The 17,201-nt window shown below is 53.2% G+C and carries 15 protein-coding genes; 1 reads left to right on the top strand and 14 read right to left on the bottom strand.

Annotated features, from left to right (window positions below; translation table 11 throughout):
* Nucleotides 1-346: 346 nt before the first annotated feature.
* From AAC01S_RS11455 to AAC01S_RS11415, 9 genes are all read right to left on the bottom strand, one after another.
* Entirely contained in the window at nt 347-1,123 is a 777-nt protein-coding gene (locus tag AAC01S_RS11455) for a class I SAM-dependent methyltransferase (protein ID WP_067622235.1), read from the bottom strand.
* A gap of 5 nt (nt 1,124-1,128) precedes the next feature.
* Nucleotides 1,129-1,377: a VOC family protein gene (locus AAC01S_RS11450; protein ID WP_067622232.1), complete on the bottom strand. Its 249-nt coding sequence runs from the start codon at nt 1,375-1,377 to the stop codon at nt 1,129-1,131.
* 197 nt (nt 1,378-1,574) lie between these two features.
* Nucleotides 1,575-2,600, bottom strand: coding sequence for a zinc-dependent alcohol dehydrogenase family protein (locus AAC01S_RS11445; protein ID WP_067622230.1), 1,026 nt, complete (start codon nt 2,598-2,600; stop codon nt 1,575-1,577).
* A 68-nt stretch (nt 2,601-2,668) separates the two neighbouring features.
* Nucleotides 2,669-4,165 carry a xylulokinase gene (gene xylB / locus AAC01S_RS11440; RefSeq protein WP_067622227.1) on the bottom strand — a complete coding sequence of 499 codons (1,497 nt, stop codon included), beginning with the start codon at nt 4,163-4,165 and terminating at the stop codon, nt 2,669-2,671.
* Nucleotides 4,166-4,247: 82 nt separating this feature from the next.
* Nucleotides 4,248-5,048 carry an HAD family hydrolase gene (locus AAC01S_RS11435; RefSeq protein ID WP_169794038.1) on the bottom strand — a complete coding sequence of 267 codons (801 nt, stop codon included), beginning with the start codon at nt 5,046-5,048 and terminating at the stop codon, nt 4,248-4,250.
* Nucleotides 5,049-5,232: 184 nt separating this feature from the next.
* On the bottom strand, nt 5,233-6,219 hold the full coding sequence (locus AAC01S_RS11430; RefSeq protein ID WP_067622221.1) for an NAD(P)-dependent alcohol dehydrogenase: 987 nt from the start codon (nt 6,217-6,219) through the stop codon (nt 5,233-5,235).
* Nucleotides 6,220-6,293: 74 nt separating this feature from the next.
* On the bottom strand, nt 6,294-7,310 hold the full coding sequence (locus AAC01S_RS11425; protein ID WP_083511727.1) for an ABC transporter permease: 1,017 nt from the start codon (nt 7,308-7,310) through the stop codon (nt 6,294-6,296).
* On the bottom strand, nt 7,307-8,827 hold the full coding sequence (locus AAC01S_RS11420; RefSeq protein ID WP_067622220.1) for a sugar ABC transporter ATP-binding protein: 1,521 nt from the start codon (nt 8,825-8,827) through the stop codon (nt 7,307-7,309). Before AAC01S_RS11420 ends, AAC01S_RS11425 begins: the two co-directional genes overlap by 4 nt.
* 169 nt (nt 8,828-8,996) lie before the next feature.
* Entirely contained in the window at nt 8,997-9,974 is a 978-nt protein-coding gene (locus tag AAC01S_RS11415; protein WP_157071147.1) for a substrate-binding domain-containing protein, read from the bottom strand.
* Nucleotides 9,975-10,163: 189 nt separating this feature from the next.
* Between AAC01S_RS11415 and AAC01S_RS11410 the strand changes: the two genes are divergently transcribed.
* On the top strand, nt 10,164-10,970 hold the full coding sequence (locus tag AAC01S_RS11410; protein ID WP_067622214.1) for a DeoR/GlpR family DNA-binding transcription regulator: 807 nt from the start codon (nt 10,164-10,166) through the stop codon (nt 10,968-10,970).
* Between the two features lie 323 nt (nt 10,971-11,293).
* On the opposite strand, the gene AAC01S_RS11405 is transcribed toward AAC01S_RS11410, so the two are convergent.
* The 5 genes from AAC01S_RS11405 to AAC01S_RS11385 form a co-directional block, all read right to left on the bottom strand.
* Nucleotides 11,294-12,238, bottom strand: coding sequence for an aminopeptidase (locus tag AAC01S_RS11405; protein WP_067622244.1), 945 nt, complete (start codon nt 12,236-12,238; stop codon nt 11,294-11,296).
* Nucleotides 12,239-12,263: 25 nt separating this feature from the next.
* Nucleotides 12,264-13,214 (bottom strand): DUF1177 domain-containing protein, encoded by a 951-nt coding sequence (locus AAC01S_RS11400; RefSeq protein ID WP_067622211.1) that lies wholly within the window; start codon nt 13,212-13,214, stop codon nt 12,264-12,266.
* 60 nt (nt 13,215-13,274) lie between these two features.
* Entirely contained in the window at nt 13,275-14,372 is a 1,098-nt protein-coding gene (locus AAC01S_RS11395; RefSeq protein WP_067622209.1) for an S-methyl thiohydantoin desulfurase family protein, read from the bottom strand.
* A gap of 82 nt (nt 14,373-14,454) precedes the next feature.
* Entirely contained in the window at nt 14,455-15,621 is a 1,167-nt protein-coding gene (locus AAC01S_RS11390) for an S-methyl thiohydantoin desulfurase family protein (RefSeq protein WP_067622205.1), read from the bottom strand.
* Nucleotides 15,608-17,194 (bottom strand): hydantoinase/oxoprolinase N-terminal domain-containing protein, encoded by a 1,587-nt coding sequence (locus AAC01S_RS11385; RefSeq protein WP_067622202.1) that lies wholly within the window; start codon nt 17,192-17,194, stop codon nt 15,608-15,610. The genes AAC01S_RS11390 and AAC01S_RS11385 overlap by 14 nt, the downstream gene beginning before the upstream one ends.
* Between the last annotated feature and the right edge of the window lie 7 nt (nt 17,195-17,201).

Here is a 17,201-nt window from a genome sequence, read left to right as displayed (position 1 = left end):
GGGGCGGAGACTTCTCGCCTCCGTAACGGAACTTTTGTCCCTTACGACGCCTCGCCTTCCCCCGGGTCGGTGACTCTTCGCCTCCGTAACGGTACTTTTGTCCCTTACAACGCCGCACCTTCCCCCGGGGCGGAGACTCCCCACCTCCGTAACGGTACTTTTGTCCCTTACGGCGCCTCGCCTTCCCCCGGGGCGGAGACTTCTCGCCTCCGTAACGGTACTTTTGTCCCTTACGACGCCTCGCCTTCTCCCGGGTCGGCGACTTCCCACCTTCGTAACGGAACTTTTGTCCCTTACGCCTTCTCGCCTTCTCGCCTTCTCGCCTTCTCGCCTTCCCGTCTTCCCGCTACCCTCGCCGCCCCGTCCAAATCGTCCAGCGATCTCCTTCGGCGATGACCTTGTCGTGATCCAACCTCTTCCCAACAAAGTCAATCAAATCTTCCAACTCTTCGTCGGTCAACTCATGCAGGATGGACCTTCCCGTTCGATTTCGCAACTCCTCCGCCAACTCGGAAAAACTGGGGTATACCCGGCGCGGTTCCCAAAGGACCATCTCGGTAACATCCGTAAACCCAGCGGCTGCCATCGCGGATTGCACCTGTTCCCCCGGCCAGCGGCGCCCCTGCTCGATGGCGAGCAGCCTCGGAAACCGCTCGAAAAAATAGCCCCGGATGTGTTCGGCCGATCCCGGCAACGCCACGTCCGCTGGCGTTCTGTCCTGGATGATGAGATGCCCCGACCGCTTCAGCAGACGACAGGCTTCGGCCATGGCAGACTCCAAGTCCGTCAGGTGGTGAATCAAGGCTCGTTCGAAGACGAGATCGACCGAGGCGTCATTCAATCCTGTTGCGGCGGCGTCGCCCACCACAAACGAAACATTTGCGAGGGCGGAACACTGTTCCCGGGCGGCCTCGACCATCACGGGAGACGAGTCCACACCGATGACCTCCTGTGCACCCAGTTCCGCCCACGCTCTCGTGTAGATCCCGCCGCCGCAACCCACATCAGCGACTCGCAGCCCGGCCGGGTCCACCAGTGTCCGCGCAAGATTCTTCCAAGCCTCATCCGCGTTGCGGTTCGCATAGGAGCCGCGGTTCTTCTCGTCATGGAAGTTAATCGGCATCCCGGTCACTCCTTCCACTCGAGGCATTCGATCCGATTCCCGAACGGGTCGTCCACGTAGAACCGATCGGCCCCGGGCAGCAGTTCGTCATCCTGGACCGGGATGCCGTGGCTGACCAGCCGTTCCTTCAGCGCCTCCGGTTTCTCCATCTCCTCCATCCCCAGAATGTCGCCGAAGAAGCGGCGTGCCTCCTCCTCGCAGCCGGCAGGGCCGGCAAGTTGAACGTGATCGAAACCGTAGAACGAATATCCCATCACAAAGTCCCCTTCCATTTCCTTCAATGTAGCGGATACAGGCCGAGGGGGGTATGAGATATCGCGTTAGCGAATGGATGCATCGGAAATCAGGATATGCCCGCGCCCGTAACACCAATCCCTGCCCGACGTTGTCCAACACCATGAACCGCTCAACGACTCGCCTGGCAATCAAGGCTCACTTCTTCACTGTCTGCTCATTGTCTCAGATCCATAATCACTTTGATATGCCCTTTGCCAGCAGCGACTTGCTCGAGCGCTTTATCGTACTCGTCCAGCGAGAACCGATGCGTCACAATATCTTTGACGTTGACAATCCCCAATTGAATATACGAAATCGCTCTATCAAAACAATGTGTCTGGGCGAAGGAGCCGATCAGCTTCAGCTCTTTGCGGAAAATTTCATATGGACTGACGGTCATCGTATCCGCCTCATTGGTCACCCCGTAGACGACAATCTTGCCTCCGAATTTGGCGAACTGGGGACATTGCTGCAGCACTTCCACCGCGCCCGTCGCGTCAATCACCACGTCAAATCCATGCGGAAAGGACGCCATCAACGCGTTCGTGTGGACGCTGTAATCCGCCCTATCCATCAGCACCGTCTTCGCATTCGCGAGCCGGCCGACGAGGTTCAGCTTGACGGGATCGCTTCCCACAACGACAAGGTTCGCAGCCCCAGCGTGTCGCAGCAATTGTGCGAGCACAATGCCGGTTGGCCCCGTCCCGAACATCAGCACATCGTCTCCTGGCTTCACGTCAATCACGTCCAGCCCGTGCACCGCGCATGCCGTGGGCTCGATCATCGCCGCCTCTTCGAACGAGAGATCGCCAATGGGAAATACCTTATCGTGCGTCGCCACAACGTATTCCGCGAAACCTCCAGGCCCGTTGCAGCCGAGTGAGTAAAAATTCTCGCAGTACAACGGTTGATTCCGCTTACAATAGTAGCAATGGCCGCACAGGACCGTGTTGTCGACAGCAACGCGATCCCCCACCATCAACGCGGTCACATCGCTACCGACCTCAACCACCGTTCCTGTGAACTCGTGCCCAGGTGTCAGTGGAAACTCGGCGAGAAATTCACCTTCGTGGATATGCACATCCGTCTTGCACACGCCGCACGTCGCCACTTTGATGAGAACCTGATTCGAATTCGGCTTCGGCGTGTCTACTTCTGTGACTTCAAACTTCCTCGGCTCCACGTAGCGAACAGCTTTCATCCGAAAACACTCCTCTGGTTTCACAGTACCTGTGCATCTTGCCGATCCTGCCCAGTCAACTTGCGCCGTCAGATTCGGAACTGTTGCAGCTTCTGATTCAACGAACGTGTGGTTGGGTAAACCTCGCGATAAATCGCGTACAGCTGATCGTACAATTCTGTGTTCTTCGCGATGGGTGAATACGTCTTCGCACGCGAGATAAAGACTTTTGCACACTCGTCGAGATTACTGAACCAACCGCAGCCCACCGCAGCCAACATCGCTGCGCCCAATGCCGGCCCTTGTTCACTTTCGAGCCTGACGACCTCCGCGCCGAATACGTCAGCCTGAATTTGAAGCCATGTGTCACTTCGCGATCCGCCGCCGATCGATACAATCGTGTTGATACGTCGACCCGCATCACTCATGATCTGGATGGACTCACGCAAAGACATCGTGATCCCTTCCACGACGGCTCGCGCAAAGTGATGCAGTGTGTGGCCCGCGTCGATCCCGATGAAGCTGCTGCGAATGACGGAGTCTGAATGCGGGGTTCGCTCGCCAACAAGGTATGGCGTAAATACCAATCCACCGGCCCCGATTGGAACGTTGCCCACCTGTTCCAACAATTGATTGAACGATGACGCACGCGCGAATGTGTCTTTGAACCAGCTCAGACTAAAACCTGCGGCCAACGTGACGCCCATCGAATAGTACGCGTCACGTTTTCCATGATTGAAGAAGTGCAGCTGACCATGGTAGTCCTGCTCGCTGTCTTCCTCGTAATTCAAAACAACACCGGATGTGCCAATACTGCACAAGGTCGCATCTGGAGACAGGATGCCAGCGCCGATCGCGCCGCAGGCGTTATCCGCCCCGCCGGCGAACACTTTCACGGAGTCCGTCAATCCCACTTCATCCGCAACCTCGGGCAACAACGTTCCTGCCACAGCCCCCGAATCCATTAAAGGCGGGCAGATATCCTGCGGAATACCGAACGCTTGCAGGATTTCCGGGCTCCATTGTTTCTTTCGTACGTCCATCATGATGGTTCCAGCTGCATCCGAATATTCGGTAGCAAGGCAGTTGGTTAACCGGAAGCGCAAGTAGTCCTTCGGCAGTAGAAAAGTCGCGATCTGCTCATAATTTCGCGGCTCATTGTCCTTCACCCACAGCAATTTGGGCAGCGTGAAGCCTTCCAGCGCCTTGTTTCTGGCAACCTCCAGCAATGTGTCTCCCAGAACCTGTTCGATCACGCGGCATTGCTCAGTTGTCCGCGTATCATTCCATAGGATTGCATTCCGAATCACTCGATGTTCGGCATCAAGCAGGACAAGACCATGCATTTGTCCCGAAAAGCTGATTCCCTCTACAGAATCCTTAGGAATGCCAGCTTGGCTGACGAGCTTCTTGAGCGCCAGTTTCGTGCTGGTAAACCAGTCTTCAGGGTTCTGTTCACTCCAGCCCGATCTCTCTTGAATGAGTTGATACTGCTCAGCGGCCTCTCCGCAAACATGCCCATGTTCGTCGACCAATAACACTTTCACACTGCTTGTACCTAAATCAACGCCTATCACGTACTTCAAACCAACATCACTTCCAGTCTGTGCGATTGAAATCTTTACATTATACAACGAACGCTTTCCGCCTACTTTATGATAATACCTCTCAATGCGAAGAAGCACACTCCAGTTCACGCGCCCATCGAATACATTCATGTACTGAGTCCACAACGTGTGAGACACGGCCGCGTACGTCCGGTGGACTATGCGATACAGCAAAGCTGTGAGGTGTCCGGCTGAACATGGACAAATCGTTATAGTTGTCGCCAATACAGACAACTTCCTCCGGTCTGTAACCGAAGTGGTTCATTAAGATCCTCAGTCCATCGCCCTTGGACACACCGGGAGGCATCAAATCCAAACAGTCAGAATCGGAGAGTTCGGCATTGAGTTGGCCGCGAAAACGTTCCTGCAGTTTCAATCGCATAGATTTTAGTTCTGTCAAATCACCATATAGCGCAAATCTGGATGGCCAAATCGACTCTCCGATATCCTGCAGAATGGTAGAAGACTGTATGCAGGCAGCGAATATCCGCCACTCATATTGGCTGTATAACTCGGTTTTCAAAGGAGTATAGATTTCACTTTCACAAAATACATAGCATGGAAAGCTATATTCAGAGACAAATTGAAATATTTTGCGTGCAACGTCAGGTTCGAACCTTGATGACTTCAGCAATTGGCCTGCTTTCGTATGAACGAATGAGCCATTCTGGCTTATGGCATGATATGTTCTGCCAAGATCGTCCATGACCCGTTTAATCTCCGGGAACGCTCGCCCCGAGGCAAGACAAATCTCACATCCATGCTCTTCAGCATCAAGGAGTGCAGCACGATTCATGTCTCGAATGGTCTTGTCATGTTCCAATAAGGTTCCATCCAAATCGCTCACAATTAACCTAATCATGTTATACATTTTGCCCCCGATGTCGATCCCCGAGAAGTAATCGTAATATGCGCTGTGGGATCCCCCGAGAAATGCATGAACACTGCTCGACGGTGATCCCACCAAACTTGCGACGTGGAACCTGCATATCAAACGCGATCGCAACGAAGTAACAGTCGCGTTCGAACTCTCCGTAAAAGTGGTCCTATATTGTGACTATGGTCTTGATCGAGTTGAGATACTTCTCTTCTGCAAGGTACTGGGGCAACTCGTCCATAGTGATCTTCGTCTGTGTGAAGTACGACAGAACATCTCTGTTCTTCTTAATGAGCGCTATCGCCGCTGGGAATGTATTGGTGTAGCGGAAGATCCCTTGTACTGACACTTCTCGGAGGCACAAATCCAATCCGCTAAGCTTCATACCTTCTTCAGAGCCCATACCTACAAGAATCAATTTGCCTCCACGGCGTACAGCACTTTGTCCCCAGCGAATCGCATTGCCATTGCCGCTGCAATCGATGACGACGTCATATTCCGTCTCCGGCCCGCGCCCAAATAGATAGGCATCGAATTCAAATTGCCGAGCAGTGTCCACTCGATTTTGTTGCACATCGAACAGAGCAATGTTCGCACCCTCTGCACGCGCGGCGAGACCTGTAAGTAGACCAACCGGTCCGGCCCCGAGGATTGCCACGTTCTGTCCCAAATGAAGGTCCGCCTGACGCACCGCATAAATGCCAACGGACATGGGTTCAGCCAACGCGGCTTCTTCCGGCGTTAATCCATCCGCCACAAACGTGTAGGCCGCCGGGTGGATCACTTGATTCGTCATGGCTCCGTCAACTGGCGGCGTTGCGAAAAATTTCACTTCAGGACACAGATTGTAACGCCCAGTCCGACAGTGCGAACATGTACCGCATGGGATTCCCGGCTCCAACGCAACCACTGAACCGACAGGGATATCGACCCCTTCTCCTACTGCATCAACAATGCCGCCAACCTCATGTCCTAAGATCATTGGATCGGTTAGGACATAACTGCCAATAGCTCCTTCACGATAATAGTGAACGTCAGAACCACATATTCCAACAGCCTTCACATTGACGCGGACGTGTCCAGGCGGAACGATCGTTGGCGCAGCAACTTCCTCTATCGCAAGATCCATAATACCCCTCAACACAGCTGCCTTCATGATTCCCATCTCCTTGTAATTGGTTGGTCCTTGCGCTTCAGGTAACTGTTCAACGACGATTTATGTAACTAATGTCAGGCTGCGGTATTTTGCCTCATGAATGCAAATCGCATCGAAAGCGTCTTCCAAAATGTCTGCTGATTTTGACGGGCCGTGCGCAACGTATCCACAGTTACTCCGATTAGAATGATCAAGCCGATGACAAGTGGCTGCCAGTTACTGTTTACGTTGAGTACGTTCATACCGTCGCTGATCGTGCCGATGAGGACCGATCCGATCAATGCGCCAGGAATGGATCCGATGCCGCCAAACAGACTAACCCCACCGACGACAGCAGCCGAAATGGAGTAGAATAGCTCGTTGCCGGATCCAGCCGTCGGATAACCGGACATCAGTCGAGAGGCATCGACAATCCCTGCGAAACCCGACATCAATCCACTGATGGTATAGACTAACAAATCGACTTTGGCTGTATTTACACCCGCTAGCCTTGCAGAGGCTCGGTTACCGCCTACTGCAAAAACATGCATCCCGAATACTGTCTTGGAGAGCAATATCCACGCCGCGAGCCCAAACACTATCAACAAGCAAACCGGTAAGGGAACTGGCCCAACGAATCCCTGTCCAATCTTTCCAAACGTTTGATTAAGAATTGCGATCGGCATTGCGTTCGTTACAATAAGCGGTATACTGGAAGCTACACCCATTGTCGCAAATGTGACAATGAAAGCGGGCACCTTAACATAATGAATGATCGCGCCATTAAACAGCCCGATAAGCACCGTGGAAAGCAAGGCAAGAATCACGGCTACGGGCCAAGGCATACCTGCCTGAAGGCTTAGTGCTGCGACGACGCCCGAAAGGGCAATTCCGGAACCGACCGACAGGTCAATACCAGCGGTTAGCAGAACAAACGTCTGACCGATGCTAAGAATCGCGATGTCCGTAGTATTGAGCAACAGGGTCATCGTGTTGGAAACCGTAAAAAAGTTGGGTGAGAGCACACCGAAGATTACAAATACCACAATGAGAACCGCAAGAATCCCTAGCTCGTTTGGGAATCGCCGCTTTTTGACCGTATTCTTACTCATGCCATCACCTTATCCTCAAGTGAGATACTTCGCAGTAAAGCAGCATTCATTTCTTCTCTCGGATAGAGCTTTCCTGAACATCGGCCCGCCCTGAATATGGCGATTTGATCGCTTACTGCCAAAATTTCATCTTCCTCTGAAGAGACCACAATCACAGATACATCTCTTTCTTCCACCAACCTACGAATCAGCGAGTAAATCTCGCTCTTGGCGCCAATGTCGATCCCCTTGGTAGGTTCGTCAAAGAGCAACAGCTCAGCGTCCTGCAAAATCACCTTGGCAAACAAGATTTTTTGTTGATTGCCGCCACTGAGTCCACGAATAGGTTCCTCGGGATTTCCCCGAATTTGCAGTTGTTTCAATACATCCATAACGGCTGCTCTCATTCGGTCCTTTTGCACGAATCCACCCTTTGAGAACTTCCTCATGGAAGGTAGAGCGGCGTTTACAATGCTGTCCATTTCCGGAATAAATCCGTCGACCTTTCGCTCCTCGGTGATATAAGCGATACCAGAGCGAATTGCATGGATAGGGCTCTTCGGCTGATAAGGTTTTCCGTTCAACAAAATGTGACCGGAAATGAGCGGATCCAATCCATACAAAGCTCGCAGGAATTCAGTACGGCCCGACCCACCTAGACCATAAATTCCGAGTACTTGACCTCGATAGGCCTGCAGTGAGACGTCTTGAATTTTTGAAGTTCGGACATTCTTCGCCGATAAGACAGGTTCACCAGTCTTCTTCATACTGGAGGCCGCCGCACCAGTCTGTGCAGTGATCTCGGTTCCTTCAGCCTCTCGGCCAATGATGAATGATACGATCTCATCCCTGCTGATATTGTTGATGGACCCGCTTTGCTTCACTTCGCCATCGCACAGAACCGTGATTTCGTCGGCCACTGCATAGACCTCATCAAGCTTGTGCGTCACTAGGACGATGCCCACATCCTTCGTGTCGGCGATGTCTCGGATGGTCTTGAGAAAATCTTCAATTTGATTGAATTCGAGGGACGTCGTTGGTTCATCCAACAGCAGAAATTTAGCATTCAGCTGTAAAGCGGCAAGAATCTCGACGAACTGCTTCTCCGGATGCGATAAATGAATGACTTTGAGCGTCGGGTCGATGTCGAGACCGTGGCTGTTCAACAATTCCGACGCCAGTCTGTTCATCTTCTTCCGATCCAAAATTCCGCCAGCCTTGATCTCGTGGCCAAGAAAGATGTTCTCAGCAACAGTCAGCTCATTTACCAACCGAAGTTCCTGGTACACGCAGATGACACCAGCATTATGGGCGTCCCTAGGGGAATTGAAGACGACATTCCTGTAATCCAGACTCAAACTGCCTTCACTGGGTCTCTCGACACCGGACAGGATCTTGAGTAGGGTAGACTTGCCCGCGCCGTTGTGACCTACCAGGGCATGAATTTTCCCTGTGTGTAGTTGAAGATTCACGTCATTCAGAACGCGATTAGGCCCATATTGTTTCGCAATGCCATTCGCTTGAAATATTGATGCCATACAGTCACCCCCGAACGTGAAGCAAGAATGAGATTCAGCGATAGAGTTGGATTCGCTAACTTCTCCGCGTGTTCAGTGTTAACGCAATCCGACCAACAATGTGTTTTATTCAAACAAAAGGGATAGGAAGGAGGAACGTTGCAGGCAACGCCCTCTTTCCTGCGCGATTTTAGAATGCGTCGGCGTAGCATTGCTTCGCGTTACTCTTTGTCACTTTTGGAACAGGAATCAAAACAGTTTTCGGCACTTTCCCGCCAGTGAGGTATTTGTGGATGTTTTGAATTTCAACCTGAGCCTCCAGGATCGGCCGTTGTTGGGCCCCCGCTTTGAAGATGGAATTCTGTTCGATGTCTTGAATGGTCGTCTTGGCGCTCGCTTCACCGAACACCGCAACCTTGCCTGTATCATTGGCACTCTTGATGGCCTGCATGACTCCAATAGCTGCTGGCTCTGTGTCGGAGAAGATCGCCTTAATTTGGGGATGGCCTTGAAGCATCTCCGAAGCAACCTGCAGCCCAGTCACCTCAGAAACGTCGCCATTTTGCGTGTCAACGATCTTGATTCCCTTGTACTTGGACACGACACTCATGAAACCTTCGTCGCGCAATTGGGTAGACAGTGCGGTCGGAAAATTCACCACACCGATTTCAGCATTGGGGTTTTTGCCAAGATAACTGACAAGCTCTTCGCCACAGTCTACACCGAGCTGATAGTTGTTGGATTCAACAACCTCAACTTCGGACGCCCCTTGTTGCTTCATCACAGTTTGATTCGCGTCAGAGTCAATGAAAAAGACTGGGATGTGGGCTTGATTGGCTTCCTTGACCGCTGTGACAATCGACTTCGAGTCTTGAGGAACAATCACCAACGCATCCACTTTCTGATTAATAAAACTGTCAATTTGGGATAACTGTGTTGCTTGGTCATTGTTCGAACCCTCAACGTGTACGGTCATACCGTACTTCTCGCCTGTTTGAATCAAACTCTTTTCCATTGCTACGAAATAAGGATTCGTAAGCGAGTACATTGAAACGCCAATTGTAAACTTGTGTGCGGACTTAGTGGATGAAGCGCTTACAACGCTCCCACTCAAAGCTAAGGATGCTACGAGTGCTGCCCCTCCGAGAAATCCCGTAACCTTCTTCAAAACACTTCCCCCTTATGATTGTTGTTCACAGATTACGTGATTGTTTTTATCACATAACTCCAAATTAAGCAATCACTTTTATCAAAAAGATCGTGATATAGTCAAAGATATGTTCAAACCGTTCATACTCAAACTGTTCATATTTGTGTAGTACAATGGTTACAATTACAGGAAAGGAGACACCTGGGTATGATAGCTGAAGTTCGGCAGAAGACAATTTTGGATTATATCCTGACCAAAGAAGAAGTATCCGTGCAGGAGCTTAGCACGATGTTTGGCGTGTCGGAAATGACCATTCGCCGAGATCTGGTGAAGCTTGAACAACTCGGACTTGTTCGCCGCACGTACGGCGGTGCCATTCCTGCAGGACAAAATACGGATGTACCAGTCGATGTTCGTTCCTCTGAGAACCAACACCTGAAAACCGCCTTAGGGAAGTTGTGTGCAACTTTGGTTGCACCCGGAGATACCATTTTCATGGACGCAGGGACCACGATGATGGAGGTAGCCCGTCACTTACCCGAGGACTTAGGCATAACGGTAGTGACAAACGCCATCCCTGTCGTCAATGTGCTTGTGAATAAACCTGGTATCGAAGTCCTGGTTCTGGGTGGACCGCTGCAACATACCCCTCAACTTACGATAGGTTCAGCGGTCACTGAAACCATCAAATCTCTGCATGTGAATCGCTCATTCATTACTGCCACAGGATTTTCTGTCCAGCACGGACTCACGGACGCCAATATTCAGCAATCCGAAGTGAAACGTCTGATGGCCCAAAGCTCAAAGATCAGAACTTTAGTGATAGATAGCTCCAAGTACGATGTAAGAGCATTCAACCGCTTCGCGGAGTTTACGGACTTCGATCAATTGGTTGTCGACGATCACCTGGATTCCGAAGTGATTTCTCAGATCAAAGCGACCGGAATTGAAGTCATCATTGCACCAACGACTGATACGTTGCTCGATAGGTTGCATGAAACGCTACATAAGTAACGTGACTCGAGTTTCTCACCATCACGAATGGGTACTTGCCTTCATGATTCCGATTAAATGGAAATTAAGCAAAAACAACCCCGTTGTCTTTATCTAGGTAACAGATGGCCTTGATAAAGTCTACGGGGAGACGCAATGTATGAACTTTCAAGCAAGATTGATTTATCCAATTTGTCCTTGGCACCGAATCGCAAAGTCTGTTCGACCCATAACGTCTTCGTTGTTCAACATGTAACCAAAATGCATCAAAACAAATTTATTTGTTCCGGTATCAGGGCTCCTTCGATACTCTCTCACGCCACAGCACCTGCGCGATCCCGCCCCTACACCATCAACCCCCCATCCCGCATCACAAGATTCCCGTCCAAATGGACCGTCGGCTTGGTCACCACGGCATCCAAGTGAACGCCAGCTTCGACTGTTCCACCGAATGTCGCATTGCTGCCAAACGCCACGTGAATGGTCCCCAGCGCCTTTTCGTCCTCGAGGATGACGCCAGTCAGCCTCGCCTTGTCGTTGGTGCCGATGCCAAATTCGGCGACATTTCGAGCACTCGGGCTACTTCCGAGCTTGTCGAGCCATTCATCTGCACGCTCACCTTCGGCATGAGTAAGCAGGCCATCTCGAATCGTCAGCTTGATGGGTGAGGAGAGCAGGCCAAGTCCGACCATCGATCCGTCGACAATCAATTCCCCATTCGCAGTCCCCTCAAGCGGCGCAATATAAGCCTCTCCCGATGGCATATTCCCCGATTGTCCCTTCTCGGTGTACATGCCTGTGCTGGCGATGCCCAATCGCGTCCCCAGCCGAAATTCCAGGATAGCCCCATCCTTTTCGATGCGAACGTAATCTCCTTTCGTCAGCACGTCCGCTACGCGTCGGCTGAGATCGGCCACCTGGTGAAAATCGGCGGTCATCGGCCCGTTTTCGAACATGTCAAGGGTGATGCCCGGCATCGTCGCAACCCGGGCCCCCTGTTCAGATGCGCGTTTTCGCGCCGATGTGTGCGTCAACGAGTGCTCTGTCGGACAAATGACGACATCCGCTTTCTGCATCGCGAAGGCGACGACTTCAGGTGGTTCTTCACCGCTTCTCCGCCGCGGTTTCATCGTCAAGATCATCGATTCCGCACCGAGGCTTTGTGCCGCCTGATGCAAATCGTTGCAAATCTCCGGCCTCGTTCCATCGGAGATGATTAAGACACTTTCTCCGGCCTTCACAGCGAGTGCTTGCGACAGGAGCTTCCGTGAGGTCTCCAAAAGTCCGATGTTGTCCACCTTCTCTGGTAAGAAATCAGATACCTGCGTTCACAGACTTGCCAAGCGTCTGCAGGTGGTTCATCGACCCGTACAGCGCTTGAAATCGTTGAAACTCCTCTTCATCGTAAAAGGAACAGTTTCCTGCACCATACGCCTTTGCCACTTCGATGGCAAACCGCGCAGCCATCGCAATATCCGTCTCGTGACTTGCCCCTGTCGCACATCCTGGAACAGTGCTCTGTGTCGTGATGGCGACGCCGACGACCGGTGCGTTCGTCGCGGTGCACGGTTGCATGATACTGTTGATATGATACAAGTTATTTCCGTACGGCGTGATATCCTGCATCGTCACCGCGAATGTATGCGCCAATTGGCCGGATGAGATTTCGAGGAGGGAGACGAGATCATCACTGATTCGAAGGATGCAGCCTTCTTTAATCGTCGGCGAAATCGCGACGCCACGGTGGTTAAACACGCGGTTTCCCTTCGTCGTATCGATGGTGAGAATCGCGTCCATCTCGGGACTCACTTCGTGTTGATTCATCGTCATCATATCCACAGGTGATCCCATAAAGGCAACCGGCTCGTGCGGAATCGTGGGCGCATTCGGACAGATGTGCGTCGCCACGAGAACATCTCCAGGCAGCTTGTCGCCTTTTGCTTGCATTTCAATTAACTTCAGCGCACTCGTCAGTGCAGTCATGGCACCATCGCCATCCGACACAAGTCCAATTCGCTCAGGCCGCGCACCAATGCCGCCAAGTCTCCCAATAATCCCAAGCGTCGGCGCGTCGCCACCCGTTGTCTTACCGCTGCGGCCGGGAATGCACACCTGAATAAAATCGGTCCATCCCGATTCTCCCTCCACCCGCTCAACTTCTACTTGCCCCGCGCCGCGGCGCAAGAAAAAATCCCGCACCTGTTCCCCATTGACGTTTGCGTCATCCAACAGTTCATAAATGTCCAATGTCTGCTTCAATGTCATCACACACCGCTCCTCGTCTCAAATCGATGTAGCAATCCTGCGCGTTCAAACCCACTTCAGTTACACCGTCTGCGCCGTCCCAATCGATGGCGCAAATACGTATTTGCAAATCTCCTTGTTCACGACAGTTTCAACGACTTTGAACAAGGCTTCGTCATGCATACCCGCGCCGAGTTTGACATGAGCCCTTGGGACACAGACGACCGTGACATCCAATCCAGGCTGCAACTCTGCCGTTAATAGCGGCATCCCCGTGTTCGTATCCATCGTCATGATGAGGTCTGGGAACGTCGCTAGCCGCTCACCGTTTCTCTCCAAGGTCATGTACTCGTTCCAGAACGTCATATCCACGTCGCCGATGGTGACTTCCCCCACATCAAAGCCGCCTTCTGTCCGCAGCGAAACATGCGCCACCTTACCCGTCGCAATGCGCGCTCCACTCATGAAGTCCAAAGCGGCGTCCACTACGGCCCGCGCACCATGCGCCTGCGCCCGCAGCATGGCGTGCCCCAACTCGATGGCTTGGGTAATGGCGCCAACGGCACCATGTTGCATCACATAACCTGCGGTGACAGGGTTCCTCGCAACCGCCACCACACCGCCTGCCTGAACAGATGCGTTCCGAACGAGTGTGGCCGCGCGTTCCAAGGAAGCTTTCACGACGATTTCCACGTATTTATCCAGGCGGCCACCACTTGCCGCTTGAATACTGACGAAGTCCTTCAGTTGGTGGAGACCGATAGATCCCATCACACCCGTCGGATGTGCGCGACCATTGCAGGGTGCATCAATGACTGGAATGCCCAGCTTCGCGGCTTGAATCCATCCGTTCACCGTAGCCGCCGCGCCGTTTTCGTTCGTAATGACCCCAGCCACCTTGGTTCCTAATGCCGACTCCATTCGTTCGATGGTCCGCACAAAGTGAGCCGGTTCGACGTATTGGTCTTTGGCAGCCGGCGCACCAACCAACGCAGCCGTCACAATGATATCGTCGTCGCCGCACTCATCTGGGCTGATGAGCATCGGCGCGTTCGTCTGCATCGCCTCGTTTGCAAGGGCAAGACCATCCGCTGTCCAGCCACCCCCGCCGCCGCCGAGAAACTTTCCGCCCAATACGGCCGCTTCCACATCACGAACGGTCAATTGCCGCTTCGTCATGGCACACACTCCTATCCATTCAGTCGCTTTAAAGAGGAAGGGAGGAATGCCTAGGTGGCACCCTCCCAAATCGCTTTCCCGTTCAACGCGAAGCATCAGATGATTGAACTAGATACTTCTCTTTCTCGTTTGGTACGCCGGCCTGTTGATAAAACGCCGGATACGCTTGCTCAAGCGGGACAAACGGGATATCGTAGCCAAAGTGCTTCGGCCCCCATACCGTGAGTGCCGCCTCACTGCGCATCATTTCCGGTGTCGGAATCCCAATGGCGACGACGCGTTGGCCGTAGCGCAGGCGTTCATTGGTGATAGCGTGGCCTGTGTCGGGATCGAGTAAGGTGATTAAATCCGGCACGCTCGCGACAACTTGCCCGTCTACTTTCGCAATGAGATTTTCGTTTTGGAAGTCGATCACCATGGCTTTCCCGGCATCTTCCTCAAAGCCCTGCAGATGCGCTTGGCCGACTGCGAAGCCGTCCGAAGTCCGTCGCGAAATATCGACAACTTTGCCTCGAAAAAGCGCAATTCCGTGCCCATAGATGGTATCGCGGGTGGCCGCAAGGACGGCTTCTACGGGATTCGAATGATTGCGATGCGCTGCTTGAACAGCCCTTCCCAATTGAATCCCCATGGTCACGGTCCCGCGAACGGCGGTGTTTTTCACCTGTTCACCCGTCATTGGATAATCGACGAGATGGGAATACCCGCCCATTTTGACGGTGCACGCGCGCGCAAACGATTCGAGCCGGAAGTTGTCCACCGTCTCAAACAGCACGACATTCCCCCACTCGTCTGCAATACACGCTGGCGTTCCCGAGACGCCAAGGATGTGGAACGTCTCCATCTGCAACTCCGGAAACGCGCGCCCCATACCATCTCCGTCGACGACCGGCAAGCCCATCCGGGCGGCGACGACAAACGGAATCATGCTGTTCATCCCGCCACATTCAATCGGGCATAGCGCCGTCACCGATTTGCCTAAATGGCGCTCCATGCGCCGCACCGCGACATACCCTTCCTCCCCGGCCGGCACCTTTTCCAAAAAGACCGTCGGTGCCCCCATCATCGCGACGGGAAAGACGACGTCATGATTCTCGACCTCATCCAAAGAAATCAGTTCAACCGGGCCATGCTCGCGGATGGCCTGTTGTGCCATCCATTTTCCGATGAGGGGATCCCCCCCGCCCCCCGTCCCGAGAATGGCCGCACCGATAGACAAAGCCTCTAAATCCTCTTCAGTGATTCGCATAAGCGCCCACCTTAGAACCGAAGTTGTACGTCGCAAGCGTTCCGGCAACAGTCACTTTGATTCGCACAGCATTGCCCGGCAGGTAAGCAATCGGAATCTCTTCAATTTCGACGATCTCGATGGTCGACGCCTCCGCCCCCGCTCGAATGGCCTCTGCAATCGCGATAGACTTGGCCTCTTCCAGGACTTCCTCGCGCGACTTCTGATCCATCGCGAATATCCGATCCACCCGTCCACTCACCTGAGCAATGGCCGCGCCAATTGCGTTGGCTACGTCAAAGTTCTCCGGACGATGGACCTCCGAGGCGCCTTCCAACTCGCTCGGAAGCAAGACGCTGCCGCCGCCCACCAAAATCAGCGGCACAGGCTCCGCACTCGTCTTCATCCTGTCGATGGCCTCCGCCGTCTTTGCCATTGCGATATCGTAGGCCCTCTGTGCGAAGTCCGTCGGCAATTGGACCGCGTGCGTCCCTACAGTGGCTTTGCCGAGCGCCACGACGATGTCCGTGAAGGTCGTCGTGTCGCCGCCGAATGCGCGCCCTTCCTCCACAATGCGATAACCCACACTCTTTGGCCCCACTTCGATGCCAACTTCCGACTCGGTCACCCGGCTTCCGCCACCCAGACCAATCGAGTACAAGTCTGGCATGCGGAAGTTGGTTCTCACACCGCCCACATCGACCGCGACAAAAGATTCCCTCGGGAATCCATTCACAAGCACCCCAACGTCCGTCGACGTGCCGCCGACATCGACGACAATCGCATTCTTTAAGCCCGTGAGGTACGCCGCGCCACGCATACTATTCGTGGGTCCGCAGGCGATAGTGAGAATCGGATACAACAGGGCGTACTCCACGGACATCAACGTGCCATCGTTTTGCGCCAGGTAGAGTGCGGCATGCACACCGAGATCGGCTAACGCTTGCTGGAACGACATCGTCGCCCGCTTCGCGACACTCGACACAGCCGCGTTCAACACCGTGGCGTTCTCTCGCTCTAACAGCCCAACGCTGCCCAATTGGTAGGACAGAGAGATAGGAATCTCTTCGCCGAGGACTTCGCGGAAAATCCCTGCTGCGCGTTCCTCGTGGTCCGTATTCACAGGTGAGAACACGCCCGTGATGGCGACTGCCTGAACTTTCCCCTTCACCGATTCGGCGATACTGCGAATCTCCGCCTCGTCGAGTGATGCGATTTCACGGCCATCGAACTCGTGTCCGCCACCGACAATCCAGGAGTACTCGGCGTAGCGGGCGCGCAAATCGTCGGGCCAACCGGCTAACGGCTTGACAGCCCGCGTCGCCGGCGCGCCCAAGCGAACAATCGCCACATCATTCAGTTCGCGGCGCTCGATAATGGCGTTGGTCACCTGCGTCGTGCCAAGCATTGCGTGGGAAATTTGTGCACCATCCACGCCACTTTGCTCAAGAACTCGGCCTACGCCGGCGCGAATACCCGTGACAATATCTGAAGTGACTGCCGTTTTCGTCTTCGCAATCACACGATTTTCCTTATCCAATAAAACGACGTCCGTATTCGTCCCACCAACGTCAATTCCCAAGCGGTAAGTCATACAGTTT

This window comes from Alicyclobacillus acidiphilus NBRC 100859, assembly GCF_001544355.1.
Taxonomy (GTDB): domain Bacteria; phylum Bacillota; class Bacilli; order Alicyclobacillales; family Alicyclobacillaceae; genus Alicyclobacillus; species Alicyclobacillus acidiphilus.
This window is presented reverse-complemented; position numbering and strand designations above follow the sequence as displayed.

Coding starts and splice junctions, on each gene's coding strand:
- AAC01S_RS11410 (WP_067622214.1), top strand. CDS start 10,164: ATGATAGCTGAAGTTCGGCAGAAGACAATTTTGGATTATATCCTGACC.
- AAC01S_RS11435 (WP_169794038.1), bottom strand. CDS start 5,048: ATGATTAGGTTAATTGTGAGCGATTTGGATGGAACCTTATTGGAACAT.
- AAC01S_RS11400 (WP_067622211.1), bottom strand. CDS start 13,214: ATGACATTGAAGCAGACATTGGACATTTATGAACTGTTGGATGACGCA.
- AAC01S_RS11450 (WP_067622232.1), bottom strand. CDS start 1,377: ATGGGATATTCGTTCTACGGTTTCGATCACGTTCAACTTGCCGGCCCT.
- AAC01S_RS11395 (WP_067622209.1), bottom strand. CDS start 14,372: ATGACGAAGCGGCAATTGACCGTTCGTGATGTGGAAGCGGCCGTATTG.
- AAC01S_RS11390 (WP_067622205.1), bottom strand. CDS start 15,621: ATGCGAATCACTGAAGAGGATTTAGAGGCTTTGTCTATCGGTGCGGCC.
- AAC01S_RS11455 (WP_067622235.1), bottom strand. CDS start 1,123: ATGCCGATTAACTTCCATGACGAGAAGAACCGCGGCTCCTATGCGAAC.
- AAC01S_RS11420 (WP_067622220.1), bottom strand. CDS start 8,827: ATGGCATCAATATTTCAAGCGAATGGCATTGCGAAACAATATGGGCCT.
- AAC01S_RS11430 (WP_067622221.1), bottom strand. CDS start 6,219: ATGAAGGCAGCTGTGTTGAGGGGTATTATGGATCTTGCGATAGAGGAA.
- AAC01S_RS11445 (WP_067622230.1), bottom strand. CDS start 2,600: ATGAAAGCTGTTCGCTACGTGGAGCCGAGGAAGTTTGAAGTCACAGAA.
- AAC01S_RS11385 (WP_067622202.1), bottom strand. CDS start 17,194: ATGACTTACCGCTTGGGAATTGACGTTGGTGGGACGAATACGGACGTC.
- AAC01S_RS11425 (WP_083511727.1), bottom strand. CDS start 7,310: ATGAGTAAGAATACGGTCAAAAAGCGGCGATTCCCAAACGAGCTAGGG.